Here is a 26516-nt window from a genome sequence, read left to right as displayed (position 1 = left end):
TGTCATCAAAACCTCTAACCTTATACCTTAACGCACCGACGAACCGCAGCACGCCTGTGCGCCAGCGCCCCACCGCGCCCACCCGCCGGTTGATCCACCGTCACGCCCCGACTCCGCAGCGAGGACCAACCATGGCCACTTCCAGCCACGAATCCATCACCCAGGACGACGACAGACAGCTCGCCGAACTCGGCTACAAGCCGGAGCTGAACCGCTCCTGGTCCGGCTTCTCCAACTTCGCCATCTCCTTCTCCGTCATCTCCATCCTCAGTGGCTGCTTCACCAGCTTCTTCGTCGGCTGGAACAGCGGCGGCCCGGTGGCCATCGCCTGGGGCTGGCCGCTGGTCTCGGCATTCATCCTGGTCATCGGGGTGTGCATGTCCGAGCTGGTCTCGGCCTATCCGACCTCGGGCGGCATGTACTTCTGGTCGGCGAAGCTCGGCAGCATCAAGGCCAGCTACAACACCGGCTGGCTGGACTTCATCGGCCTGCTGGCCATCACCGCCTCGGTGGCCTACGGGTGCGCGACCTTCCTCGACGCCACCATCGGTACCTTCAGCAGCAGTTGGGCCTCGCACTACTCGCTGGACCGGGTCTTCCTGATCTTCCTCGGGGTGCTCGCCGCGGTCGCGCTGATCAGCATCTTCTCCAGCCACCTGCTGGCGCTGCTGAACAACATCTCGGTGTGGTGGCATGTGGCCGGCGTCGCCGTGATCATCATCATCCTGGTCGCCCTGCCGCACCACCACCAGAGCGTCGCCGCGGTGTTCACCCACACCGTCAACAACACCGGCTTCTTCGGCGGCAGCACCAGCGGCCTCGGCTTCCTCTTCTACGTCCTGCCGCTGGCCGCGATCCTGCCGCAGTACACCATCACCGGCTACGACGCCTCCTGCCACCTCTCCGAGGAGACCGTCGGCGCGGCCGACTCCGCCGCCAAGGGCATCTGGAAGTCGATCCTCTACTCCGCCATCGGCGGCTGGGTGCTGATGCTCAGCTTCCTCTTCGCGGTGCAGGACCCGGCCAAGGTCACCGCGGCCGGCGGCGGCGTCGCCACCGTGCTCACCCAGGCGCTCAGCCCCAACTGGGCCGGGTTCGTGCTGCTGGTCTCCTCGGTCGGCCAGTTCTTCTGCGCGGTCGCCTGCATGACCAGCATCACCCGGATGCTGTACGCGTTCAGCCGGGACGGCGCGGTGCCCGGCGCCCGCTACTGGACCAGGCTGACCAGCAAGCAGGTCCCCGTCTACGGCATGCTGGCGATCGCGGTCCTCGCCGTGCTGCTGACCCTCCCGGCGCTGGTCACCGTGGACATCAACGGCGCTCCGGTACCGGTCGCCTTCAACGCCATCATCTCCATCGGCGTGGTGGGCCTCTACCTCTCCTTCGCCATCCCGATCTTCCTCCGCTGGCGGGCCGGCGACGCCTTCAAGCCGGGCGGCTGGACGCTCGGGGCGAAGTACAAGTGGCTGTGCGTACTGGCGCTCGCCGAGATCGCCGTCACCACCGTGATCGCGGTGCTGCCCACCTCCCCCGGCGGGATGCCCGGCAACTCCGGATTCAGCTGGAAGTACGTCAACTACACCCCGCTGGTCGTGGGCGGCGCCCTGATCCTGCTCTGGGCGGCCTGGCACCTGTCGGTGAAGAAGACCTTCACCGGGCCGCGGCAGACCATCGACTCCCCCTCCGACCTGGACACCGTCACCGGGTGATCCACTGGTTACCATCGGAGCCTGAGCTCCACCCCTCCGACCGGGCCGGATGCGGTCCGGTCGGAGGGGCACACCAGGGAAAGGGTGCGGTGTCCGACCTCTCGGCGTTCCTCAGACTCCCCGGGTCGGAGACGGCGGCCCGTGCCGAGCTCGTCGTCCAGCAGCTGGAGACGGCCGTCTCCATCGGCCTGCTGGTGCACGGCCAGCGGCTGCCGCCCGAGGGCGAACTGGCGTCCCAGCTCGGCGTCTCCACCGGCAGCCTGCGCCAGGCACTGACGATCCTGCGGCAGCGCGGGGTGATCCGGACCCGGGCCGGACGCAACGGCGGCAGCGTCATCGACAGCTCCGCCGCCGTCTCGGCGGAGTCACTGGCCGACCAGCTGCGCGCCCGTACCGCCGAGGACCTGCGCGATCTCGGCGACCAGTGCGCGGCCGTGCTGGGCGCGGCGGCGCGGCTGGCCGCCGTCCGGGCCTGCCAGCAGGACCTGGACGAGCTGCGCAGCCACGCGGCCCGGTTCCGCACCGCCGTGGTGACCAATGACCTCGGCGCCTGCCGCCGCAGCTACAGCCGCTTCCGCATCCATCTCGGCGTCGCGGCCCGGTCCCCTCGACTGACCGTCCAACTGGCGCAGTTGCAGGGCGAGTTCGCCCCGCTGCGCTGGTCCGCCGCGGAGACGGTCACGGCCCGTAAGCGTGTCGACGAACGGCAGGTGGCGATCCTGGACGCGGTCGAGGCGAAGGACGGCGCCGGCGCGCAGGCCCTGGTGGTCGCCCACCAGGAGGAGGAGACCCAGGGCCTGATCGACCGTCACCTGTTGTTGCTGGCCACCGAGTAGGGATCTCAGCCCCGCTGTGCGTACCGCGTCGGCGGCAGTCCGACCACGGCGGTGAAGTCGCGGGTGAGGTGGGACTGGTCGGCGTAGCCGAGGTCGGCGGCCAGTGCGGACCAGTCGACGGGGCCGGCGCCCGCGCGCTGGGCGGCCTCGTGCAGCCGGGCGCGGCGCAGCACCCACTTCGGGCTCGCCCCCACGTACTCGGCGAACAGTCGCTGCAGAGTACGGACGGAAACGCCGCAGCGGTCGGCGAGTTGCTCGACCCGGACCAGGTCGTGGTCGCTGCCGGCGGTCTCCACCATGGCGGCGACCTCGACCGCCTGCGGATCGGGTTCGGGCAGGCGGGCCAGCAGCAGCGCGTCCGCCAGCGCGGCCATCGCGGCCGGCTCCGCCAGCGCCAGGATCCGGCGGTTGGTCTCCTCCACCGCCGCGCCGAAGACCTGCTCCGCAGGCACGACCCGGTCGGACAGCTCCTGGACCGGGCACCCCCAGAACGGCCGGAAGCCACCAGGCCGGAACTTCACCCCGAGCACCTGGCCCGCACCCTCCAGCCGCCGGACGAACAGCCCGCGGTCCACCCCGTACAGCGCCGCGCCGGTCTCCTCGAACACCAGATGGACGTTGGGGTGGGAGAGCACCTTCTGGTCGTACGGGGCCTGCCCGCGCAGATCCCAGCGGACATGCCAGTGGAACTCCACGAACGGGGCCAGGGCCGGCGCCGGCGGGATCGTCGTCAGGGTGGAGTGGGCCGCCGCGCGCCTGGGGCTCAGCACCCCGCGCGCCTCTTCGATGGCGGGCTGGGTCCGGTCCGGCGTGCTGTCCGCATCCGTGCTGGTCATGGGTTCCCAGCGTAGGGTGTCGCGTTTCTTCAAGACAGCGGAATCAGGCACGCCTAGCGTGGACCGTATGACGAATCTTCTTCCCCAGATCACCGCCGCCGCCGACGAGGCCGCACGAATCGTCCGCGGCGTCACCGCCGACCAGCTCTCCGACCGCACCCCGGACACCGAATGGGATGTCAGGACCCTTACCAATCACCTGGTGCTCTGGACCGCCTACAACTTCGAGCTCCGCGCCCGCGGCGAGTCCGTTCCCGACGACTGGCAGCAGCGCGACTTCACCGCCGAGCCCGGCTGGGCCGACGCCTACGCCGATCAGCTGGACCGGGCCGTCACCGCCTGGTCGGATCCGGCGGTGTGGGAGGGCGAGGTCAAGATGGGCGACTCCTCGATGCCGGCCGCCGCCGTCGCGGGCATGATGCTGCTCGAAATGGTGCTCCACGGCTGGGAGCTGGCCGTCGCCACCGGCCAGGAGTTCCGGGTCCCGGGAACGGTGGACGCCGCCGTCCTCGGCCTGGTCGAGGAGTACGCCGAGATGTACCGGCAGTACGAGGGCTTCGCGGAGGCCAGGCCGACCGAGCCCGACATGACCATGTTCGACCGCGCGCTCGCCCTCTCCGGCCGCGACCCGCACTGGACCGCCGCCGGGTGAAGCCGACAGGCGCCCCCGAAGATTCCGGTGGGCGCCTGTCGTCAGGCTTCTGGGCTCTGCCCGCTACTTCTTCTTCTCGGAGGGGGCGTCCGCGTCCGTCGACAGCGCCGCGATGAAGGCCTCCTGCGGGACCTCGACCCGGCCGACCATCTTCATCCGCTTCTTGCCCTCCTTCTGCTTCTCCAGCAGCTTCCGCTTCCGGGAGATGTCACCGCCGTAGCACTTGGCGAGGACGTCCTTGCGGATGGCGCGGACCGTCTCACGGGCGATGACCCGCGAACCGATGGCGGCCTGGATCGGCACCTCGAACTGCTGGCGCGGGATCAGCTTCTGCAGCTTCCCGGCCATCATCACGCCGTAGTTGTAGGCCTTGTCCTTGTGCACCACCGCGGAGAAGGCGTCCACCGCGTCACCGTGCAGCAGAATGTCGACCTTCACCAGGTCGGCGGCCTGCTCACCGATCGGCTCGTAGTCGAAGGAGCCGTAGCCGCGGGTCTTGGACTTCAGCTGGTCGAAGAAGTCGAACACGATCTCCGCGAGCGGGAGGGTGTAGCGCAGCTCCACCCGGTCCTCGGAGAGGTAGTCCATGCCCTGCAGACTGCCGCGCCGGGCCTGGCACAGCTCCATGATCGCGCCGACGAACTCATTGGGCGCCAGGATGGTGCCGCGCACCACCGGCTCGTTGACCTCGGTGATCTTGCCGCCGGGGAACTCGCTGGGGTTGGTGACGGTGATCTCGCTGCCGTCCTCCAGCACCACCCGGTAGACCACGTTGGGCGCGGTGGAGATCAGGTCCAGGTTGAACTCGCGCTCCAGGCGCTCCCGGATGATCTCCAGGTGCAGCAGCCCAAGGAAGCCGCAGCGGTAGCCGAAGCCCAGCGCCACCGAGGTCTCCGGCTCGTAGACCAGCGCGGCGTCGTTGAGCCGCAGCTTGTCCAGCGCGTCGCGGAGCAGCGGGTAGTCGGAGCCGTCCAGCGGGTAGAGGCCGGAGAACACCATCGGACGCGGGTCCTTGTAGCCGCCCAGCGCCTCGGTCGCGCCCTTGTGCATCGAGGTGATGGTGTCACCCACCTTGGACTGCCGGACGTCCTTCACCCCGGTGATGATGTAGCCGACCTCGCCGACACCCAGGCCGTCCGCGACCTTGGGCTCCGGGGAGATCACCCCGATCTCCAGCAGTTCGTGGGTGGCGCCGGTCGACATCATCGCGATGCGCTCGCGCTTGGTGAGCTCGCCGTCGACGACCCTGACGTAGGTGACCACGCCGCGGTAGGTGTCGTAGACCGAGTCGAAGATCATCGCTCGGGCCGGGGCGTCCTTGACGCCGACCGGAGCGGGGACCTTCTTGACGACCTCGTCCAGGATGGCCTCGACGCCCAGGCCGCTCTTGGCGCTGGCCAGCAGCACGTCCTCGGGGTCACAGCCGATGATCCGGGCGAGCTCCTCGGAGTACTTCTCCGGCTGCGCGGCCGGCAGGTCGATCTTGTTGAGCACCGGAATGATGGTGAGGTCGTTCTCCAGCGCCAGGTAGAGGTTGGCGAGGGTCTGCGCCTCGATGCCCTGGGCCGCGTCCACCACCAGCAGGGTGCCCTCGCAGGCCGCCAGCGACCGGGAGACCTCGTAGGTGAAGTCGACGTGGCCCGGGGTGTCGATCATGTTGAGGATGTGCGTGGTGCCCTGCTGCTCACCGCTGAGCGGTGCCCAGGGAAGGCGCACCGCCTGCGACTTGATGGTGATCCCGCGCTCGCGCTCGATGTCCATCCGGTCGAGGTACTGGGCACGCATCTGCCGCGGGTCGACGACGCCGGTGATCTGCAGCATCCGGTCGGCGAGCGTGGACTTGCCGTGGTCGATGTGGGCGATGATGCAGAAGTTGCGGATCAGCGCCGGGTCGGTGCGACTGGGCTCCGGGACGCTGACGGGGATGGCGGGCACTCAGGATCCAATGGTGTCGGTGGCGAGAGGCTAGCGATTGCCCCCATCGTCCCATGACCGGGGGCCTCGCCGCTCATACGCTCCCCCGTGCTCCTACTGGGCCCCGCCCGCTCTGCCCGGTCCACCCGGTCCGTTTGGTCCGCCGCTGCGGACGGCGAGGGCCCAGCCGATCAGCGGCGCCTGCAGCGGCAGCCGGCCGAACGCGACGTACCGCTTGAGCTTCGAGGCGTTCCGCCAGTCGTAGGCCATCTGCACATTGGCCGGGTAGACGGCGGTGAACAGCCCTGCCGCGGCGAGGCCGCCCAGACGGCGGGTCCGCGGGACGGCGACCGCGGCGGCGACGGCCAACTCGGCCGCCCCGCTGGCCCTGGTCCAGAGCCTGGGACTCCCCGGCAGCCCCTTGGGGACGATCGCGTCGAAGGGCTTGGGCGCCGCGAAGTGCAGTGCGCCCATCCCGGCGAGCAGCCCGGAGAGCACCAGCGCGGAACGGGTACCGGTTGTCGCGCTGCAGAGGCGGCCGATGGCGGGGGTCATGCCGTCCACACTGGCATACCGGGCAGTAGGCCGGTGAGGGAATGGGGCATGATCCGGAGCAATGATCCTGGAATCCGCACAGCTCGACGTCATCCCCGGCAAGGAGGAGGCGTTCCTCGCCGACTTCCGGCGGGCCCGCCCGCTGATCGCCGCCCAGCCGGGTTTCCTGGCCCTGCGTCTGCTGCCCTGCCTGGACGAGGGGCGCGGCTCGCGCTTCCTGCTCCAGGTGGAGTGGGAGCGCCTGGAGGACCACACCGAGGGGTTCCGCCGCTCCGCCGAGTACCCCGAGTGGGGCCGGCTGCTGCACCCCTACTACGACCCCTTCCCGCTGGTCGAGCACTACGGGGAGCCGCTCCCGGGCCTGGACTGACCGGTTTGGGCCGAGACCCGGACGGCTGATAGCCTGGGCCACCGTGTCTGCGATACCCCATGCCCTCCGGGCGGGGGCGAGCGGGCACAGAATCACAACCAACCAATCAGACTGAGGCTATTTCGTGGCGAACATCAAGTCCCAGATCAAGCGCATCAAGACCAACGAGAAGGCTCGTCAGCGCAACAAGGCTGTCAAGTCCTCGCTGAAGACCGCGATCCGCAAGGCCCGTGAGGCCGTGGAGGCCGGCGACTTCGAGAAGGCCACCGCGCTGACCCGCGAGGCCAACAAGAAGCTCGACAAGGCCGCCAGCAAGGGCGTCATCCACAAGAACCAGGCCGCCAACAAGAAGTCGGCGCTCAGCTCCAAGGTCTCGGCTCTGCAGGGCTGACAGCTCCTTGCATTGATCTGTACCCGTTGAACGGAAACCGTCCGGCCCTCTACCCGGACTCCGTACGACACCCCTGCACCGCACGCGGCCTGCGTTCGCCACGCGGGTGCGGTGCTGTTTGAAGGCTTCAGACGACACCAGGGCCCCGCCTCGTTCTTCGAGGCGGGGCCCTGGTGTGTCAGCGCTGGGAGCGGGCGGCGTGGGAGACGGCTACGACGCACTGTTCCAGGGCGTAGGCCGGGTCGCCGGAGCCGCCCTTGACGGCGGCGTCGGCGTCGGCGATGGCGCGCAGGGCGGCGGCCACGCCGTCGCCGCTCCAGCCGCGGAGCTGCTGGCGGACCCGGTCGATCTTCCAGGGCGGCATGCCCAGCTCGCGGGCCAGGTCGCCGGGGCGCATCCCGCGGTCCGCGGTGGCGACCCTGCCGATCGCGCGGACGCCCGAGGCCAGGGCGAAGACGATGCCGGTGGGCTTCTCCCCCACGGCCAGGGCCCAGCGGAGCTGGCCCAGGGCCTCGGCGGTGCGGCCGGTGACGGCCAGGTCGGCGACCTGGAAACCGGAGGACTCGGCGCGGCCGGTGTAGTAGCGGGCGACGACGGTCTCGTCGATGGTGCCCTCGGTGTCGGCGGCCAGCTGGCTGCAGGCCGACGCCAGCTCGCGGAGGTCGCTGCCGACCGCGTCGAGCAGGGCCTTGCAGGCGTCCTCGGTGGCCGAACGGCCGGTCACCCGGAACTCGGCGCGGACGAAGGCCAGCTTCTCGGCCGGTTTCCCGAGCTTGGGGCAGGCGACCTCACGGGCCCCGGCCTTCTTGGCCGCGTCCAGCAGACCCTTGCCCTTCGCGCCGCCGGCGTGCACCAGGACCAGCATCACCTCGGGCGCCGGGTCGTCGAGGTAGGCCTTGATCTCCTTGACCGTGTCGGCGGCGAGGTCCTGCGCGGCCCGGACGACGATCACCTTGCGTTCGGAGAAGAGCGACGGGCTGGTGAGCTCGCTGAGCATGCCGGGCTGCAGCGCGCCCGGCTGCAGGTCCCGGATGTCCGTGTCCGGGTCGGCCTGGCGGGCGGCGGTCGTGGTCTGCGCGACGGCGCGGTCGAGCAGCAGCTCCTCCTGGCCGACGACCACCGTCAGCGGAGCGAGCAGGTCTTCAGTCGATTGCTTGGCCATCGGAGTCAGCCTAGCGGCAGGTACCGACAACGCAGGGCACTCACTCCGGGTGGTACCCCTCCAGCCAGCCGTCCTCGGCGGCGGCCAGGGCGTCGAGGTCTGCTGCGGTCAGGCCTGCGGGCAGCGGTGGGTGCAGCACGACCAGCCACTGGGCGTCCTCGGCGTCGTCCTCTCCTGCCAGTGCCTCCCGGTGCAGCTCGGGCTCCGGCAGCGCGGGGTGCTCCTCCGTCAACCGCTCGGCGACGGCCTCGGCGGCATCGCGGTCGGGGAGCACCAGGACGAGGGGATCGTGATCGTTGTGCACCCCGGGATTATCGCTTACGGGCCATGGGTCGCCACGGACAGCCGACCGCCGGTGTCCAGGACGGCGAGGTCGCCCTGGACGTCGGTGCGCAGGACGGTGGCGCCGAGGGAGCGGAGCAGCGAGACGGTGGCGGGTGCGGGGTGTCCGTATGAGTTGCCTATGCCGCAGGAGATCAGGGCCAGCCGGGGAGCCAGGGCGCTGATCAGGTCGGGGTCCTGCTTCGCGGATCCATGGTGGGCGACCTTGAGCACGTCCAGCCGGCGCAGGCCGGGATAGGCGTCCAGGTGTTCCAGGAGGCGCGCCTGGGCCGGGGGTTCCAGGTCGCCCAAGAAGGCCATCCGCAGACCCGGGGCGGTGACCAGCAGGGCGACGCTGGCGTTGTTGGGGCCGCGGACGGCGGCGTCCAACGGGCCGTCAGGCCACAGCACCTGCCAGCGCAGCGCGCCGAGGCTGCGGCTCTCGCCTGCGGCGGCGGTGAGCAGCGGGACCCGGGCCTCCCCGGCCCAGCGGCGGATCCTGGCCCACTCGCCGGGCGGGTCCTGGCTGGGCGTGGTCTCGATCGCGCCCACCTGACGGTCGTGGAGCACCCCGGGCAGGCCCTCGACATGGTCCGCGTGGTCGTGCGTCAGCAGGAGCAGCGGGATCCGGACGATGCCCAGGCCGCGGAGGCACCGGTCCACGGCGTGCGGGTCCGGGCCCGCGTCGATCACCAGCGCCGAGCCGTCCCCGGCCGAGACCACCTCCGCGTCGCCCTGCCCCACCGAGCACATGACGACCCGCCAGTGGTCCGGCGGCCAGCCGGTCACCAGCCGGGTCAGTGGCGCCGGCCGCAGCAGTACCGCCAGCAGCGACAGCGCCAGCCCCACGGCGACCGTACGGTGCCGCAGCACCGGCAGGCAGGCCACTGCCGCGCAGGTGACTGCGGCCAGCAGGGCCGCGCCGCCCCAGCCGCCGGGCCAGGCGACCTCGGCGCCGGGCAGAGCGGCGGCGAAGCGGGCCAGCGCGATGATCCACTCAGTGGGGAAGGAGGCCAGCCAGGCGAGGAACTCCGCCGCGCCCATCGACACCGGCGCGGTGGCCAGCGCCGCGAAGCCCAGCAGCGTGGCCGGGGCGACCGCCGCCTCGGCCAGCAGATTGCACGGGATGGCCACCAGGCTCACCCGCGCCGCTTTCGCCACCAGCACCGGACCGCACATCGCCTGCGCGGCCGCCGCGCAGGCCAGCGCCTCGGCCGCCCACGTCGGCCAGCCCCGGCGGGTCAGGGCCTCGGCCCAGCGCGGGCCCAGTGTCAACAGCCCGGCGGTGGCCACGGCCGAGAGGGCGAAGCCGTAGGACAGGGCGAGCCAGGGATCCACCAGCATCAGCAACAGGGTCGCCCCGGCCAGGGCGGCCAGCGGAGCCGTCCGACGGCCGGTGGCCAGCGCCAGCAGCATGATCAAGCCGGTGGCCGCGGCCCGCAGCACGCTGGGGTCCGGACGGCAGAGGATCACGAACCCCACCGTCAGCGCCGCCCCGCAGCCGGCCGTGACCCGCAGCGGAAGCCCCACTCGGGCCGCCAGACCACCGCGCTCCACCGTCCGGGCCCGCGCCGCCGCCCCGACCAGCAGCACCAGCACGATCGAGAGGTTCGCACCGGATACAGCAGTAATGTGCGCAAGATCGGTCGCCTTGAATGCCTCCTCCAGATCCGGCGGCACCGCACTGGTGTCGCCCACGACCAAGCCCGGCAGCAGCGCCCTGGGGTCGGCGTCCAGCGGCAGCACCGCCGACCGCAGCCCGGCCCGCAGTGACCCGGCGGCCCGCTGCACCGGGTCAGGACCGGCCACCACCTCCGGCGGCCCACGGACGACCAGCAGCGCGGCGACGTCCCCACCCTCCACCGCGTGCAGCCGTCCTGACACCACCAGCCGGGTCGACGGCAGCAGCGCCAGCCAGCGCCCGGCCTCGGAGCCCTCAGCGAGCACGGTGACCGGCGTCCGCACCGACATGCCCTCGACGCGGTCGACGGTCGCCCGGACCACGACATACGGCGTCGAGCCGCCGCCCGCGCCCTCCCGGGGGTCCCTGGTGACCGTCAGCCCGACCTCCACCACGGCCTGACGCCGCGCCAGACCCGGCAGCGGCCCCCGGTGCAGATCGGCCGTCGCCATCGTCGCGGCCACCACCGCGGCGCCGACGCTCAGCAGCAGCGCGGCGAGCTGACGGCCTCGGGATCCCTGCCCCGACCAGAGCAGCAGCACGGCCCCGCCCACGGTGACGGCCACTCCGGCGACGCCCCACAGCACCGCGCCGGGACCGGCCCCCAGCACCACGGCCGTCGTCGCCCACACCACCAGCGCGGGACCGACCAGCCGCAGGTCCGGAGGCGCCTTCGCCTGATCCGGCGGACCCGCTCCCGTGCCGCTCATGGCTGGAGCTTGGCCCGCAGGTCGGCGAGCCTGCGCTCACCAAAACCGCTGACCTTGCGCAGCTGGTCGACCGAGGTGAATCCACCGTGCTGGTCCCGGTACTGGATGATCCGCTGCGCCAGCACCGGACCGATGCCGGGCATCGCGTCCAACTGCTCGACCGTCGCCGAGTTCAGGCTGAGCGGACCGGCCGGGCGGCCTGGGGAGCCTGCGGCGGCCGCCGCCGGAGCGGCGCCCACGATGATCTCCTCGCCGTCATTCAGGCGGCGCGCCAGATTCAGTCCGGTCAGATCCGTCCCCGGCGCCGCTCCCCCGGCGGCCTTCAGCGCGTCCTGCACCCGCGCTCCGGCCGGCAGCGTACGCACGCCCGGCTCCCGGACCCGTCCGGCGACGTCAACGACCACCCTGCCGCCCGCCGCCGAGGGCGCCAGGGCCGACGACCGGCCGGACGGCAACGGTGATGCCGACGGCGAAGGAGCGGCACCGGCCTCGGCCGTCGGCACGGCGACCGGCTCCGGCCGCCCGGCCCAGAACTGCTGCGCCCCATAGCCGACGCCGAGCACCAGCAGCACCGACAGGCCGACCACGGCCCGCCGGTCCAGGTCCAGGCGCTCCTGCAGGGCCAGCGGCAGCCGCCGCCGTACCGACAGGGACGCCGGCCGCGGTGACGGCGCGGGCGCCAGAGGTGACGGCACCGGCGGCGGCGCTGCCTCCGCCACCGGTGCTCGCGCTGCAGCCTCCTCCCCCCGTCCACGCCCCATGGGCACGGGGTCGAACAGCGCGTCCATGCGCTGCCGTACCAGCTCTGTCGTGGTGTCGCGGTCCCGCGTCAAGGTCCTCATGGGGCCGACGTTAGCCCGGCAAAAGCCGCCCACGGCACGCCAGCTGACGCCCTGTGGACAAACCCGGGGGTGTGCAGAACCTGCTCACCCGCAGGGGTGAACCTCAGCGCGGGGAGACGACGACTGCCAGCAGTCCGGGGCCCACATGCGCCCCGATCACCGCGCCGACCTCGCCGACATACAGCTCCCGCAGCCCGGGAACCCGCTCCCGCAGCCGCTCGGCGAGCTGCCGCGCTCCGGCCTCCGCCGCCAGGTGGTGCACCGCCAGGTCGACCTCGCCTGTGCCGGCCTGGTGTATCGCTATCTCCTCCAGCCGCGCGATGGCCCGGCTTGACGTACGCACCTTCTCCAACGGTTCGATCCGGCCACCGGAGAGGTGCAGCAGCGGCTTGACCGCGAGCGCCGACCCCAGCATCGCCCGGGCCGCGCCGATCCGTCCGCCGCGCCGCAGGTACTCCAGGGTGTCCACGTAGAAGAACCCAGTGGTGGCCCCGGCCCGCTTCTCCGCCGCGGTGGCGACCTCGTCCACTCCGCCGCCGTTCCCGGCCACCTCGGCGGCGGTCAGCACGCAGTAGCCGAGCGCCATCGCGACCATCCGGGTGTCCACCACCCGCACCGGGATCTCGGCGGCCTCGGCGGCCAGCACGGCCGCCTCGTAGGTGCCGGACAGCTCGGCCGACAGATGCAGCGAGACCACGCCCTCGGCGCCCCGCTCGGCGGCAGCACGGTACGCCGCCGCGAAGGCCTCCGGATTCGGCCGCGACGTTGTGACCTGCACTTTTCTCCGCAGGGCGTCAGCCACGTCCCCCGGGGTGACCTCTATGCCCTCCGCCAGCACCCGGTCGCCCACCACCACGCTCAGCGGCACCACGTCGATGCCGTACCGCGCTACCGCCTCGTCCGGGAGGTAGGCGGTGGAATCGGTGACCAGAGCGACGGGCATATCGGGGAGATTACCTGCCAGGACCTACCAGGGACAGGGCCGAAACCCCTGTTGACATCAGCTGGGCAGGCGTTTCGCGGTCCTGTCCGCGACCGGCATGGCCAGGTCCTCGACCGGCGTCCAGTGCCGCAGCGCACCGGCCTCCGCCTCGCACTCCTCGCCCAGCCGCACCAGGTCGTCGTCCGCGAAGCGGTGCAGCCGGTCCTGGGCGGCCCAGCGCAGCGAGGACGCGAGATGCACGATCCGCTCGCCGCGCTCCTTCGCCACCGCGAACCGTGCCTCGACCCTGCTGAGCTCCGGTTCCCGCTCCAGCAGCCGCAGTTCGCCGTCGAGCACCGCCGCGTGTCCCTCCAAGCGGCCGAGCAGTGCCATCGCGTCGTCCAGCTGGGTGTCCTCCACCGAGCCGGCCTCCAGCACCCGGCGCGAGGCCGCCAGCGCCGCCCTGACCTCGGCCCGCAGTGCGGACACCTTGCCCTGCACCCCGCCCCGGGTCAGCGACCTGGCCCTGATCCCGACGTCCTCGACCGCCCGCCGCGCCTGCGGGGCGGCCTTGGCCACTGCCCGCTTCGTCTTGACGACGGCCAGCGCCGCCACGCCGACGACCGTGCCCGCCAGCAGGACGAGCAGTCCGATCAGCACGACCAACAGTTCCACTGAGGATCTCCTCCCAGGCTTCTCCCCCACGGTAAGCCGTGCGCACGCGCCCGCCTATCCGTTCCGGCCCGGAACCGCGAAAGCCAGGGAAAGGTCAGGGGGACCCCGAGCGGGATCCCCCTGAGCCTCAGCCCGTCGGGTGTGTCAGCCGGTGACGATGTTCACCAGCTTGGGCGCCCGGACGATGACCTTGCGCACCTCGGCGCCGCCCAACGCCGCGACCACGGCGGGGTCGGCCAGCGCCAGCGCCTCCAGGTCCGCGTCCGAGATCGTCGGCGGGATCTCCAGCCGGGCCTTGACCTTGCCCTTGACCTGCACCACGCAGGTCACCGTCTCGTCCACCAGGTACTCCGGGTCGGCGACCGGCAGCGGGTGGTGCGCCAGCGAGGTCGGGTGGCCCAGCCGGCTCCACAGCTCCTCGGCAATGTGCGGGGCCAGCGGCGCGACCAGCAGCACCACCTGCTCGGCCACGACCCGCGGCGTCGAGCCGCGCTTGACCAGGAAGTTGTTCAGCTCGGTGGCCTTGGCGACCGCCGTGTTGAACTTCAGCCCGGCCAGGTCGGCGCGGATGCCGTCGATGGCCTTGTTCAGCGCCCGCAGGGTGGCCTCGTCCGGCACCTCCTCGGTGACGACCAGCGCGCCGGACTCCTCGTCCACGACGGTGCGCCACAGCCGCTGCAGGAAGCGGAACGAGCCGACCACGGCCCGGGTGTCCCACGGGCGGGAGACGTCCAGCGGGCCCATCGCCATCTCGTACAGCCGCAGCGTGTCCACGCTGTACTCGCCGGTGACCTCCTCCGGCGCGACCACGTTCTTCAGCGACTTGCCGATCTTGCCGATCTCCCGGCTGACCTGCTCGCCCTGGTAGTACCAGGCGCCGTCGCGCTCCTCCACCTCGGCGGCCGGGACCGGGAACCCACGGGAGTCGCGGTAGACCTGACCCTGGATCATGCCCTGGTTGAACAGCTTGTGGAACGGCTCCCTGGAGCTGACATGCCCCAGGTCGAACAGCACCTTGTGCCAGAACCGGGAGTACAGCAGGTGCAGCACCGCGTGCTCGGCGCCGCCGACGTACAGGTCGACGCCGCCGGCCGGCTTGTCCGCGTCCGGGCCCATCCAGTACTGCTCGTTGACCGGGTCGACGACCAGTTCGCTGTTGTCCGGGTCGACGTAGCGCAGCTCGTACCAGCAGGAGCCGGCCCAGTTGGGCATGGTGTTGGTCTCGCGCCGGTAGGTCCGCACCCCCTCGCCCTGGCCCAGGTCCAGCTCCACCGTGACCCAGTCCTCGCGGCGCGACAGCGGCGTCTCCGGGGAGGTGTCGGCGTCGTCCGGGTCGAAGGTGCGCGGCGAGTAGTCGTCGATCTCGGGCAGCTCGACCGGCAGCATGGAGTCGGGCAGCGGGTGGGCCACGCCGTCCTCGTCGTAGACGATCGGGAAGGGCTCGCCCCAGTAGCGCTGGCGGCTGAACAGCCAGTCGCGCAGCTTGAAGTTGACGGTGCCCTCGCCGATTCCCCGGGCCGCCAGCCACTCGGTGATGGTGCGCTTGGCGTCGACGACGCCCAGGCCGTCCAGCGAGACCTCAGCGTTCGCTGAGTTCACGATCGCCGCGTCGTAGGAGACGAAGGCGTCGTCCCAGGTCGAGGCGTCGGTGCCGCGGCCGTCGCTGGGCTGCACCACGCAGCGGACCGGCAGCTTGAAGGCGCGGGCGAAGGCGAAGTCGCGGCCGTCGTGCGCCGGGACGGCCATGATCGCGCCGGTGCCGTAGCCCATCAGCACATAGTCGGCGATGAACACCGGGATCTGCTCGCCGTTGACCGGGTTGACCGCGTAGGCGCCGGTGAACACGCCGGTCTTGGCCTTGGCGTCGGCCTGGCGCTCCACGTCGGACTTGCTGGCGGCCAGCTTGCGGTAGGCGGTGACGGCCTCGGTCGGGGTCGCATGACCGCCGGTCCACTCCTCCGGCAGGTCGGCGCTCGGCCAGGCGGCCGGGACCATGCTGTCGACCAGCTCGTGCTCAGGGGCCAGCACCATGTAGGTGGCGCCGAACAGGGTGTCCTGACGGGTCGTGAAGACGCTGATCGCGGCATCCTGGCGGCCGGCGACGGCGAAGGCGACCTTGGCGCCCTCGCTGCGGCCGATCCAGTTGCGCTGCTGCAGCTTGATGGCGTCGGGCCAGTCCAGCAGGTCCAGGTCGTCGATCAGCCGGTCGCCGTAGGCGGTGATCCGCATCATCCACTGGCGCAGATTGGACTTGAACACCGGGAAGTTGCCGCGCTCGGAGCGGCCGTCCGCGGTGACCTCCTCGTTGGACAGCACCGTGCCCAGCCCGGGACACCAGTTGACCGGGGCCTGCTTGATGTAGGCCAGCCGGTAGTCGCTCAGCACCTCGCCGCGCTCGACCGAGCTCAGCGCGGCCCAGGGGCGGCCGTCCGGGGTGGCCTGCTCGCCGCGCTCGAAGCGGGCGACCAGCTCGGTGATCGGGCGGGCCGCGCCGGTCGGGCCCGACTCGCCCACCGGGCCGGCCTCGGGGTCGTACCAGGAGTTGAAGATCTGCAGGAAGATCCACTGCGTCCAGCGATAGTACGTGGGGTCGATGGTGGCGATCGAGCGGCGCTTGTCGTGGCCCAGGCCCAGGCTGCGCAGCTGTCGGCGGTACATCTCCATCGCAGCCTCGGTGGACACCCGGGGGTGGGTGCCGGTCGCCACGGCGTGCTGCTCGGCCGGCAGCCCGAAGGCGTCGAAGCCCATGGTGTGCAGCACGTTGTGGCCGGTCATCCGCAGGTAGCGGGCGTAGACGTCGGTGGCGATGTAGCCCAGCGGGTGGCCGACGTGCAGGCCCGAGCCGGAGGGGTACGGGAACATGTCCATGATGAAGGCATGCGGACGGGACTCGACGTCCGCGGCGCCGGTGTCACCGGCCAGGTCTCCCACCGGGTTGGGCGCCTCGAAGGTGCGCTCGCGCTCCCAGCGGTCCTGCCAGTCGCTCTCGATCCTCGCTGCCAGTGCGGGGGTGTAGCGGTACGCCTCGGGCGCCTCGGGTGTGGTCTCGCTCATCGTCCTCAGACTCCATCAGGGGTTGCTCGCTGCCGACTGCTCCGACTGTGCAAACAGTTCAAAAACGCAGAAAGACCCCTCTACATGAGGGGTCGCCACGCTGACTCCGGCCTGAAGCCGGTCCTCGTCAGCGCGGCCGGCTAAGAAGCAGGCGCACGGATCGCATGGGCACAGGGTACCGCAGTGCCGGATCCGCTCGCCCGCCCCTCAGCCGCGCTGCATGACCTCTGCCGCCGGGCGGTTCTGCCGGACTAGCGCTGTGGTGCCCCGGTGACGCCGTGCGACCTGCCGGCGACGGGGGCGGCGACAGGGCCGACGGCAGGAGAGCTCGGCAGGTAGGAGGCCAGGTACTGCGCCGTGGGTGTGCCGAGACCGGTCACGTCGTCGAAGCCGGTGACGGCGTGCAGTGAGGAGTCGTGGCCCATGGTCCGCAGCGTGGTGTCGATTCCGTCGTCCGCGTTGGCGCCGTTGTGGAAGTCCTTGCGGACCATCGCCAGCGTGGTGCCGGCGCCGAGCGGGGTGTCGGTGACGTCGTGGAAGGCCGGCGTGCCGTAGCGGGCGTAGAGCGCGGGGTTGGCGAAGCCCAGCGGCCTGCCGCCCCGGGCCTGCTGGGCGAGGGCCTGGATGGCGGCGATCACGGGGGTGGCCAGGCTGGTGCCGCCGATCCGGTACTCGCCGTAGTGGACGGTGTTGTCCGGCCAGGTCTCGGTCTGGCCGACCAGGAAGCCGGTCGCGGGGTCGGCCAAGGCCGCGATGTCCGGCACGACCCGGTGGAGCGTGGCCCCGGACCTGGCGAGTTCCGAGGGGACCACACGGTTCTGGTAGGACGGCTCCTTGACCCGGGCGCTGGTGCCGCCGCCCGCGCCGCCGGTGAACGTCCCCGGGAGCTTCAGCCAGCTCCGGCCGTCCTTGGCCAGCCGCGCGGTGTCGTTGCCCCAGCCGGTCTCGAAGCGGTAGTCGCCGCTCTTGTCGGTGGCCAGCGAGGTGCCGCCGACCGCGGTCACCCAGGGCAGCGCGGCCGGCATGCCGACCTCCCGGACCCCGGTCTTGGCCTTGTAGTCGCCGTCGTCGCCGGTGGCGGCGTAGAAGCCGATACCCAGGGCCGCGCCGCGCATGAAGATGTCGTCGTAGACCGGGTCGGAGGCGGGGTCGCTGCCGCTCTCCGGCTCGCCCCAGGAGTTGCTGACGATGTCGGCGAGCCGGCCGTCGACGATCCGGTTCAGCGCGTCGCTGAGGTCGGAGTCCTGACAGGAGGCGGCCGCCGAGTAGAGGATGTCGGCGCCGGGGGCGACGCCGTGCACCGCCTCCACGTCCAGCGACTGCTCGCCGTACCAGCCGGAGGCGCCGCAGCCGTTGGGGAAGGCTGCGCTCGGGTCCTCGGTGTCGGTCCAGTTCTCCGGGCCGGTCCGGCTCAACTGGCCGGGACGGTACGCGGGGTCGCCGTGGGCGGCCGCGTAGGCGGCGGCGTCCGCGCCGATGGTCGGCGAGTCGTAGGCGTCCACGATGGCGACGGTGACGCCCGCGCCGGTCGCCCGGGCGCCGTCGACGCCGTAGGCGTGGCGCAGCTGCCCGCCGGTGTAGCCGCGCAGCGCGTACGGCTGGATCAGGCCGTACGCGGTCGGGGTGCCGGTCGCGGGGTTGGCGCCGAAGTAGTCGGAGAACGGGCCGGAGTTGGCGAAGGCCGCTGCGGGCGGGGGCAGCAGGTCGCGACGGCTGTGGTCGGTCCGCGGCGCGGCGAGGGCGCCGGCGTCGGCGCCGGCGTCGAGCCCGGCGTTCGCCGGGCGGGCGATGTGCGGGGCGTCGTCGAGGCCGGTCACCGCGAGCACCGCCGAGGCGACGGCGGTGGGGACGGTGGCCGCGGCGGCGGGCGCGCGGTAGGTCCTGCCGTCCTTGCGGAAGGAGTGCAGCCGGGTGCCGAAGGCCTGCCGGACCGCCTTGGCGTCGCCCTGCACGGAGAGGAAGTGCGGGGTGGTGGCCAGGACCCGGAACCCTGCCGAGGTGAGCCAGCCGCGGACGGCCTGCTCCTGCTCCCGTGTCGCCCCGAAGCGCTCCTTGAGCTGGTGCGGCGTCAGATAGTGGCCGTAGGAACGCGAGTGGGGGTCGGACACGGCCCCGGCCAGCGCTTCAAGACCGCCCCGGTTCCGCCCGGCGAGGTAGACCCGCACCGTGACCTGCGCCTCCTCCGCCACCGCGCCCCGGTCCGCCGAGGGCGCGGCCCAGGCCGGGAGGGTGGCCGGAAGTACCACCCGGTCCTGGCGCCCCTGGGCCGCCGCGGACGGCGCGGCGACGCCCGCCATGACCAGCGGCAGGGCGAGCAGGGCGGCGGCGCGGGAGCGCGAAGACTGGGCAAAACCGGGCAACCGGGACAAGCGGGTCGACGGCGATGGTTCTCTGGTGGAACGCATGGGGGCCTCTCGGGCGGGAGCATGTCCTGATATGTCCTCAAGACGATGTGCTCCGGAGGTCGGCTCTAACGGTTTCCCGCGTCCGATTGGCGGATCATCAGCTGAATAATCATCAGTTCGGGCCAACATCGGCCCTGCTACCGGCCGCGCCGTCGCACGCCGACGGGCCTGCGGAGCGCCGAACAGCCCGTATTGCGGTGACCCGGGTGCGCAAACAGTAGGTCACGACACTCACCTCCGTATGGGTTTCAGCCGAGCCTTCGGTTCGGCCCGAACATCTCGGTAGCATCACGGCCACGCAAGCGATTCGGGGGAAGCGCGATCCAGGGCCGCATGTCGGCATCACTTGGACGAGTCGGAGGCATCACGATGACCGCCCGTAACAAGCGCAGCGCATCCGCGCGCTCCATCCCCTTCCCGGTGTTCCTGCTCGTGGTCACCGCTGCGGTGACCATCGGGGCCACCTCGTTGCGGGCACTCGGCGGTGGAGCGGGCGCCCCCAGCATGGGCAGCGCGCTCGCCGGAACGGCCGGCCGGCTGATGGCCTTCCTGGACTACTTCGCCGGAGTCTTCACCCTGCTCTCACTCACCGCCGCCGTGGTCTGCGGACTCGCCGCCACCGACCGTCTGGTGCTGAGCATCAAGCAGCGGGTGGCGATGCAGTCCATACACCGGGCGACGGCGGTGGCGGCGCTGGGCTTCCTGGTCACCCATATCGCCGTCAAGGTGGCCGAGCAGGAGGCTTCGCCGCTGGTGGTGATCCTCCCGTTCAGCGGCGGGGCCACCTTCGCGGTGAGCCTCGGCGTGATCGCCGCCGATCTGCTGGTGCTCGCGGCAGTGACCGGCGCGGTCCGCGGCCGCTTCGCCGGCAGCCGCTGGCCCTGGCTCTGGCGGCTGCTGCACGGCAGCGCCTACGCCTGCTGGCCGATCGCGCTGGCGCACGGCCTGACCGCGGGCCGGGCAGCGGCCACGTACGTGCTGTGGAGCTACGGGATCTGCGTGGCGATGGTGGGGCTGGCCCTGGTGGTCCGGGTGCTGGGCTCGGCCGAACGGAGCAAGGCCCGGCGGCGCACGGACCGGACGCTGCTGGCGCGCGAGGCGTCCCCGGCCACCAGCTATGGCAGCGTGGCCGAGGAGGAGCTGACGCTCGCGGTCCACGCCCAGCTGCCGTCTCCTGCGGAGGCCCCGGCGGAACCCGTGTCCGCGCCCGAGCCCGAGTACGTCCCGGAGCCGGTCACCGCGGTCATGCCGGTCGCGGCCCCCGAACCGCAGTACGTGCCCCAGCCGCAGTACGTCCCCGAGCCGCAGTACCTGGCACAGCCGCAGTACGTGCCCCAGCCCGAACCCCAGCTTCAGCCCCAGTACGTCCCGTACGCCGAGCAGGTCCCGTACGCCGTGCCGATGGCGTACGCCGAACCTGTCTCCTATGCCGAGCCGGTCACTTACGCCGAGCCGGTCACTTACGCCGAGCCGGTCCAGTACGCCGGGAACGTTCAGTACGCCTATCAGCCCGACTACTCCTACGCCGAGACCGGCGGTTACGGCTACCCCGCGGCGCCTTCCCCCTGGGCCGGCGACGGCAACGCCCGGCCGCACCCGACCCTGGCCGAGACCCCGCCGCACGGCTTCGCCGTTCCCACCGGCCTCTTCGGCACCCCCTACCCCCCCGACCAGGTGCAGGCCGACTCCTGGACCCCCGACTGGATGGACGACAGCGGCGCCTGGTCCGCCCTGACCTGGGACACCCCGCCCTACGGAATCCCGGTCCAGGCCGCGACCGCCCGCGAGCACGGAGGCGGTTGGTGACGGCCCCCGAGGTCATGCGGCTGGGACCGGCCCGGCTCACCGCGGGCCTGGACCAGCACGTACGGCTCGGCCTCGAGGACCACCGGACCGCGCACGGACCGCTGCCGCGCTACGACCGGGAGGAGCTGCTCGCCCTCGTCGAGCGCCTTGACATGCGCGGACGCGGCGGGGCCGCCTTCCCCTTCGCGCGCAAGGCGCGCGCCGTGCTGGCCACCGCCGACCGCACCGGGCAGCGTCCCGTCATCGTCGTCAACGCCACCGAGGGCGAGCCGGCCTGCGCCAAGGACCGGATGCTGCTCGCCCGCACCCCGCATCTGATCCTGGACGGCGCCTGCCTCGCCGCGGAGGCCTTCGGGGCCGAGGAGATCATCGTCGGCGTGAGCGTCGGCGGCCCCGGCGAGGTCGCCGTGCCGCGCGCCGTGGACGAGCGCCTCCGTAAGGGCGCGAAATCGATGCTCCCCTGCCCGATCCGGACCGTCTGCCTCCCCGAGCGCTTCGTCGCCGGGGAGTCGAGCGCACTGATCCGGGGCGTCACCGGGCTGCCCGCGGTCCCGTCGGTCCGCAAGGCGCGCGCCAGCGACGGCGGAACGGCCGGGGTACGCGGACGCCCCACCCTGCTCTCCAACGCCGAGACCTTCGCCCAGCTCGCCATCGCCGGCCGGCTCGGTCCCGACGCCTACGCCGTCGTGGGAACCCCGGCCGAGCCCGGGACGCTGCTGCTCACCCTCACCCGCACCGGGCTGCCGCCGCTGGTCGTCGAGGTCCCGGCCGGCGCCCCGATGGGCGTGGTCCTGGACACCTGTGGCATCCCGCCCGGCCAGGGGCTGCTGGTCGGCGGCTACCACGGCGCCTGGCTGCGCCCTGCGGACGCGGCGCACACGCCGCTGTCCCGCGCCGGTCTGGCCGCCGTCGGCGGCACTCTCGGCGCCGGAGCGATCGCCTCCCTGCCCGACGACACCTGCCCGATCGGCGAGGTGGCCCGGATCGCCGGCTGGCTGGCGGCACAGTCCGCCGGGCAGTGCGGACCCTGCCGGCTCGGCCTGCCGAACACCGCAGACGCCCTGTCCCAGCTCGCCATCGGCGGGGGCGGCTCGTCCGCGCTGGACGAGGCCCGCCGGACCATCTCGTCGACCCGGGGGCGGGGCGCCTGCGCCCACCCCGACGGCACCGCACGCTTCGTCCTGTCCGCGCTGACCGTCTTCGCCGAGGACCTGGCCCTCCACGAGACGGGGCGCGGCTGCGGCCGTCCGGTCAAGGGTCTGCTGCCGCTGCCCGGGGAGACCGCCTCGGCGGTGCCCGCAGGCGAGGCGGAGGCGACGCTGGAGGTGGACTGGTCCCGGTGCGACGGCCACGGCCTGTGCGCGGCGGTGGCCCCCGAACTGGTGGCCCTGGGACCGCACGGCTACCCGGTGATCGGCACCACCCCGATCGCCCCCTGGCTGGAGCACAGCGCCCGCCGAGCGGTGAGCCAGTGCCCCGCCCTGGCACTCCGACTGAAGCACCGTCAGTGACGTCACCTGCCGGAGGATAAACGGGTTCACAGCGGGCCGGTGGCTCGGCGACCATCGACCCCATGATGCGAAGCTTCGAAGAGTTGGTGACGGAAGCCGGGTCCGTGTCCGTCGACGGCTGGGACTTCTCCTGGCTGGACGGCAGGGCCACCGAGCAGCGCCCCTCCTGGGGCTACCAGCGTGCCATGGGCGAGCGCTGGGCCTGCGCGAGCGCGGCGCTGGACATCCAGACCGGGGGCGGCGAGGTCCTCGCCGCGGCGCCGGTCGTACCGCCGGTGGCGGTGGCCACCGAGTCCTGGCCCCCGAACCTCGCCAAGGCGACGCGACTGCTGCACCCGCGCGGCATCGTGCTCGTCGCCGACCAGGACGACCCGCCGCTGCCCTTCGCCGATGCCGCCTTCGATCTGGTGACCAGCCGGCACCCTGTGCAGACCTGGTGGGACGAGATCGCCCGGGTGCTGGCGCCCGGCGGCACCTACTTCTCCCAGCAGGTGGGCCCTGCCAGTGTGTTCGAGGTGGTGGAGTACTTCCTCGGCCCGCAGTCCGAGGAGTCCCGCCGCGGGCGTCACCCCGACGACGCCCGGAAGGCGGCCGAGGCCGCCGGCCTGGAGGTGGTGGACCTGCGCGCGGAGACCCTGCGCACCGAGTTCTTCGACATCGGCGCGGTCGTCTACTTCCTGCGCAAGGTGATCTGGATGGTCCCCGGATTCACTGTCGAGCAGTACCGCGACCGGCTGAGCGAACTGGACCGGCAGATCCGACGCGACGGCCCGTTCGTGGCGCACACCTCACGCTTTCTGATCGAGGCCCGCAAGCCGGTCTGAAGACGGGTCGATCGCGCGCAGGGGGCAGCGGGTCGCTGGTGCCGCTGTCCCCTGCGCGCATATGCCATGATCACAATGATCACCGGATCCGTTTCGAACAAGTGATTTGCGCATGCCTGAATCGGAAACTGCGGAAACCAGAACACCCCACCAGGTTCATCCGATCGAACCCGCACAGGGCTTGTGGCTAGGATCGGCAGCGCTCTTGCGCTCCTGGGGAAGGCAGCAGACAGATCCGATCGGGGAGAACGTCGGTGGAGACTGGTACATCGGGGCTGAGCAAGCAGGCCGAGCTGCTCTACGCCGAGTTGGTCCGCAACGGGGTGTCAGCGCAGGAAGCCGCCCCGTCGCAGGAGCTCGGCGAACTGCTGGACCTGGGACTCGTCAGTCGGCACGGCCACGGCGGGCTCATCCTCAACGACCCGGGCTCCGTCGGCCTGCAGTGGAGCCGCCGGCTGGCCACCGAGGTCAGCGGGCTGCTGCAGGAGGCGGCGGCGGTGCAGGAGCGCCTGGCCGGCATTGCCGAGGCCTTCGACGAGGCGCAGCGGGACTCCAGCGGGCCGGTGGCGTATCTGCGGGGCCTTGTAGAGATCAACAAGTCCATCGCACACGCGGTTGAGAACGTCGAGTTCGAATTGCTGTGCGCCCAGCCGCACGGTGCACGCCTCCAGGTGGAGCTCGACAGGTCCTATCAGCAGGACACGCTGGCACTGGAACGGGGGGTGACGATCCGCACGCTCTACCAGACCAACCAACGTCAGAGGCCGATGTTGCGCGACCACGTCCAGCGCATGACCCGGGCCGGCGAACTCGTCCGCACCGTGCCTTGGCCGTTCACCCGGGCCATCATCATTGATCGCAAGCTCGCCTTCATGCCCACCACCGGGCTCAGCGAGGTCTTCCACGCGATGGGGGTCGGGGGCAGAGTCTCCTACGCCACCGCTCTCTGCACCAGGCATCCCTCGCTCGTCGCACACTTCGTCGACCACTTCGAGTTCTCCTGGGCGCTCGGTCAGCAGTGGGACGGAACCGCAGCTGGGGCGCAAGCCGCCCCACCACTGGATCAGCTGGAGAGGCTGATCCTGGAGTACCTGGACCAGGACCTCTCCCTGGAGGCGATCGCAGCGCGCCTCTCGATCTCCGAACGCACACTGGGAAAGCGGCTCACCGCCCTCCGAACCAAGATGGAGGTGAACTCGCTGTACGGCCTCGGCCGCAAGTGGCAGGGGCTGAAGGGACAGCCTTTCCCTGCACAAGTGCCCGATGCTTCCGAGCCGTTGAGGAGCGTGCAGGATGGTTGACGAACGGCCCGAATCGGTCCTCAGCTCCAGCGCCGAGCAGTTGTTCCTGGGAATACTGGTGTCCAACTGGGCGTCGTCCCCCACCGCCGAACTCGCCGGCAGAGCTTCGGACGTGGCGGAACTCCTCGCCCTGGGACTCGTGCGCGAGTCGGATACGGCACCATCCGGGCTGGCGCCGGTTGACCCGAGTGTCGTGGCGGACGAGTGGAGCGAGCGCAATACCTCGGTCGCGGCCGGCCTGATTCATGATTCTGTGCCGCTCCTGGCCTCTCTGCAGCGTCTTGCCCGTGAGCATCGTGACAGCGCACGGGAGCGCGGGGAGGTTCTCGTCCTGCAGGGCGCACCCGCGATAGAGCAGGCGATGGCCGAGGCCCTCCACGGGGTCGGGCACGAGATCCTGGCTTGCCTCCCCCAGGGGCCGCCGGGCGTGGCCGCCGCCCAGGTGGCCTCGGGTGTGCGCGCCGCCCTGGCCATCGGTCTCCCGGTCCGGGTGATCTTCCACAACGCGGCTCGGCAGCAGGAGCAGCTGCGCAGCCATATCGAAGCGGTGACCCGCAGCGGGGCGCAGGTCCGCACCGTTCCCTGGCTGGTCGCCCAGATGCTGGCCGTCGACCGCCGTATCGCCTTCCTGCCGGAGGCGGTGGCTTCCAAGGTCACCGACAAGTCCGCGCCGCCCGACGCGGGAGTGCGCCATCTGCAGGTCTCGAACGCCAGTGTGGTGGCTCACTTCGTCGACCACTTCGAGATGTTGTGGGCCATGGGACAGCACTGGGACGGCGCAGCGGCAACCGGGGACCCCACGCCGATCTCACTGGACGACGAGGAGCTGGCGATCCTGCGCTTCCTCGACCAGGGCCTGACCATGGACGCCATCGCCAACCGCCTGGGCATCTCGGAGCGCACGCTGAGCAATCGCCTGGCCCATTTGAAGGGGAAATTCAACGTGTCCGGCCTGTATGCGTTGGGCAGCCGCTGGCAGGCCCTGCAGGACAGTCAGTCGATCCCGGGGCCACGAGCTGCCCAGAGCGAGTGAAAGCGAGGCGCCGCGACCGGGGGTGACGCGGCGCCTCGTACCTGGACCGCCGAGGAGGGTCGGCCCGGGGTGTGTCCCCATATTTGCGCGTGCCAACTTGGCGCGTCCATGCCCTTCGTGCGGCTAGTATGTGCCATGCCAGCGTTTGCCAGTCACCGCAGCCGAAGCCGGCCCTGACTCATCGGGCGCCCCGTCCTACGAGGGGGCCAGCGGCCGAATGTGGCCATCGCTTGCCATGCCATCGGTGGCCGACGGGAACACCTGGACACACGTACGAGCACCGGGCGAGGATCTGGTCATCCCCCCGAAGGGCCGCCGGCGCCGGCCGCTCTACCCCAGTCCCACCGACACTCCGACCTGGTTCTTCCTACCTGGTCGGGGCTGTCGGCTGTCTCGACGGAGCTGAGCATGAGTGAGTACCTGGTCGAGGACGGCACAGCCGACAGGATCGCAGCTGTGGAGCCACAGCTCCTGCGGGTATTTCTGGCCACTCCCTCCCTGCGCCTGACCGGTCCCGCCGACGGCGTGTTCCCCCTGGCCCTGCGGGCCCGGGTGACCGCTCTGCGTGAGGCCTTGCTGAACAGTGGCGTTCGCGTCTTCTCCTCGCATCACGACCAGTCCTGGGTTGCTCGTGGTGCCGCCGAGAGCCCCCGCGTCCCCTCCACCCACCGCGCGGTGATGACCGCCGACGTGGTGGTCGCCTGCGTCGGCTCGCCGCTGTCGTCGGGCGTCGCCCTGGAACTCGGCTGGGCCTCGGCGATGCGCAAGCCGATCATCCTGCTGGTCGACCGTGCGGTCGAGCACAACCCCCTCGTGGAGTCCCTCGAAGAGGTCTGCCCGGTCTTCCCGCTCGCCTACGACAATTCGTGGTCGGCCACAGCGCTCCAGCAGATCCTGGTCACCGCGCTCGACTGGGCGGACCACACCATCTGGCCGAGCGCCGACGAGATGGGTGCGGCTTCCACCGTCACCAGCTAAGGTCAGCCTGACGCGGCCCTGTGGCGGG

The 26516-nt window shown here is 71.6% G+C and carries 22 protein-coding genes; 11 read left to right on the top strand and 11 right to left on the bottom strand.

Features of this window, described 5'->3' with window-relative positions:
• The first annotated feature begins 131 nt into the window (after window positions 1-131).
• Together ABH941_RS20015 and ABH941_RS20010 are read left to right on the top strand one after the other, a co-directional pair.
• A complete protein-coding gene (locus ABH941_RS20015) occupies window positions 132-1709 on the top strand; it encodes an amino acid permease (protein WP_370130774.1) in 1578 nt (525 codons plus the stop codon).
• 89 nt (window positions 1710-1798) lie between these two features.
• On the top strand, window positions 1799-2545 hold the full coding sequence (locus ABH941_RS20010) for a FadR/GntR family transcriptional regulator (RefSeq protein ID WP_370130773.1): 747 nt from the start codon (window positions 1799-1801) through the stop codon (window positions 2543-2545).
• Between the two features lie 5 nt (window positions 2546-2550).
• Here the strand turns inward: ABH941_RS20010 and ABH941_RS20005 are convergent, their stop codons facing one another.
• Complete coding sequence (locus tag ABH941_RS20005) at window positions 2551-3381, bottom strand: DUF6597 domain-containing transcriptional factor (RefSeq protein WP_370130772.1); 831 nt, start codon at window positions 3379-3381, stop codon at window positions 2551-2553.
• A 67-nt stretch (window positions 3382-3448) separates the two neighbouring features.
• On the opposite strand from ABH941_RS20005, the gene ABH941_RS20000 reads away from it, so the two are divergent.
• The gene (locus tag ABH941_RS20000) at window positions 3449-4033 is read left to right on the top strand and encodes a TIGR03086 family metal-binding protein (RefSeq protein WP_370130771.1); all 585 of its coding nucleotides are present in this window, start codon (window positions 3449-3451) and stop codon (window positions 4031-4033) included.
• A gap of 63 nt (window positions 4034-4096) precedes the next feature.
• Here the strand turns inward: ABH941_RS20000 and lepA are convergent, their stop codons facing one another.
• Window positions 4097-5968, bottom strand: a complete 1872-nt coding sequence (gene lepA, locus ABH941_RS19995; protein WP_370130770.1) for a translation elongation factor 4 — start codon at window positions 5966-5968, stop codon at window positions 4097-4099.
• A 93-nt stretch (window positions 5969-6061) separates the two neighbouring features.
• Complete coding sequence (locus tag ABH941_RS19990; protein WP_370130769.1) at window positions 6062-6502, bottom strand: hypothetical protein; 441 nt, start codon at window positions 6500-6502, stop codon at window positions 6062-6064.
• Between the two features lie 61 nt (window positions 6503-6563).
• On the opposite strand from ABH941_RS19990, the gene ABH941_RS19985 reads away from it, so the two are divergent.
• Both ABH941_RS19985 and rpsT read left to right on the top strand, forming a co-directional pair.
• Entirely contained in the window at window positions 6564-6872 is a 309-nt protein-coding gene (locus tag ABH941_RS19985; protein WP_134009648.1) for an antibiotic biosynthesis monooxygenase, read from the top strand.
• Window positions 6873-6996: 124 nt separating this feature from the next.
• Window positions 6997-7263, top strand: a complete 267-nt coding sequence (gene rpsT, locus ABH941_RS19980) for a 30S ribosomal protein S20 (RefSeq protein WP_030250781.1) — start codon at window positions 6997-6999, stop codon at window positions 7261-7263.
• 178 nt (window positions 7264-7441) lie between these two features.
• On the opposite strand, the gene holA is transcribed toward rpsT, so the two are convergent.
• The 8 genes from holA to ABH941_RS19940 form a co-directional block, all read right to left on the bottom strand.
• On the bottom strand, window positions 7442-8425 hold the full coding sequence (gene holA, locus ABH941_RS19975; RefSeq protein ID WP_370130768.1) for a DNA polymerase III subunit delta: 984 nt from the start codon (window positions 8423-8425) through the stop codon (window positions 7442-7444).
• Window positions 8426-8465: 40 nt separating this feature from the next.
• Window positions 8466-8729 carry a hypothetical protein gene (locus ABH941_RS19970; RefSeq protein ID WP_370130767.1) on the bottom strand — a complete coding sequence of 88 codons (264 nt, stop codon included), beginning with the start codon at window positions 8727-8729 and terminating at the stop codon, window positions 8466-8468.
• A gap of 14 nt (window positions 8730-8743) precedes the next feature.
• Complete coding sequence (locus tag ABH941_RS19965) at window positions 8744-11137, bottom strand: ComEC/Rec2 family competence protein (protein WP_370130766.1); 2394 nt, start codon at window positions 11135-11137, stop codon at window positions 8744-8746.
• Window positions 11134-11979, bottom strand: coding sequence for a helix-hairpin-helix domain-containing protein (locus ABH941_RS19960; RefSeq protein WP_370130765.1), 846 nt, complete (start codon window positions 11977-11979; stop codon window positions 11134-11136). Before ABH941_RS19960 ends, ABH941_RS19965 begins: the two co-directional genes overlap by 4 nt.
• Window positions 11980-12082: 103 nt before the next feature.
• Complete coding sequence (locus tag ABH941_RS19955; protein ID WP_370130764.1) at window positions 12083-12922, bottom strand: DegV family protein; 840 nt, start codon at window positions 12920-12922, stop codon at window positions 12083-12085.
• A gap of 57 nt (window positions 12923-12979) precedes the next feature.
• Window positions 12980-13576, bottom strand: a complete 597-nt coding sequence (locus ABH941_RS19950; RefSeq protein WP_370130763.1) for a hypothetical protein — start codon at window positions 13574-13576, stop codon at window positions 12980-12982.
• Between the two features lie 144 nt (window positions 13577-13720).
• Window positions 13721-16630: a leucine--tRNA ligase gene (gene leuS / locus ABH941_RS19945; protein ID WP_370130762.1), complete on the bottom strand. Its 2910-nt coding sequence runs from the start codon at window positions 16628-16630 to the stop codon at window positions 13721-13723.
• A 251-nt stretch (window positions 16631-16881) separates the two neighbouring features.
• Window positions 16882-19035 (bottom strand): protease pro-enzyme activation domain-containing protein, encoded by a 2154-nt coding sequence (locus tag ABH941_RS19940; protein ID WP_370130761.1) that lies wholly within the window; start codon window positions 19033-19035, stop codon window positions 16882-16884.
• A 369-nt stretch (window positions 19036-19404) separates the two neighbouring features.
• On the opposite strand from ABH941_RS19940, the gene ABH941_RS19935 reads away from it, so the two are divergent.
• The 6 genes from ABH941_RS19935 to ABH941_RS19910 all read left to right on the top strand — a co-directional run bounded on the left by ABH941_RS19935 (window position 19405) and on the right by ABH941_RS19910 (window position 26488).
• Window positions 19405-20841, top strand: a complete 1437-nt coding sequence (locus tag ABH941_RS19935; RefSeq protein WP_370130760.1) for a hypothetical protein — start codon at window positions 19405-19407, stop codon at window positions 20839-20841.
• Window positions 20838-22352, top strand: a complete 1515-nt coding sequence (locus tag ABH941_RS19930; RefSeq protein ID WP_370130759.1) for an NADH-ubiquinone oxidoreductase-F iron-sulfur binding region domain-containing protein — start codon at window positions 20838-20840, stop codon at window positions 22350-22352. Before ABH941_RS19935 ends, ABH941_RS19930 begins: the two co-directional genes overlap by 4 nt.
• Window positions 22353-22414: 62 nt before the next feature.
• Window positions 22415-23176 (top strand): methyltransferase domain-containing protein, encoded by a 762-nt coding sequence (locus ABH941_RS19925; protein WP_370130758.1) that lies wholly within the window; start codon window positions 22415-22417, stop codon window positions 23174-23176.
• 254 nt (window positions 23177-23430) lie between these two features.
• Entirely contained in the window at window positions 23431-24477 is a 1047-nt protein-coding gene (locus ABH941_RS19920) for a LuxR C-terminal-related transcriptional regulator (RefSeq protein ID WP_370130757.1), read from the top strand.
• A 58-nt stretch (window positions 24478-24535) separates the two neighbouring features.
• On the top strand, window positions 24536-25510 hold the full coding sequence (locus ABH941_RS19915; protein WP_370130756.1) for a LuxR C-terminal-related transcriptional regulator: 975 nt from the start codon (window positions 24536-24538) through the stop codon (window positions 25508-25510).
• A gap of 408 nt (window positions 25511-25918) precedes the next feature.
• Window positions 25919-26488, top strand: a complete 570-nt coding sequence (locus tag ABH941_RS19910) for a nucleoside 2-deoxyribosyltransferase (RefSeq protein WP_370130755.1) — start codon at window positions 25919-25921, stop codon at window positions 26486-26488.
• Window positions 26489-26516 lie beyond the last annotated feature (28 nt).

The organism is Streptacidiphilus sp. EB103A, from assembly GCF_041261405.1.
Lineage (GTDB): Bacteria > Actinomycetota > Actinomycetes > Streptomycetales > Streptomycetaceae > Streptacidiphilus.
Note: the sequence above shows the minus strand (reverse complement) of the source record. Positions and strands in the feature narration are given on the sequence as shown.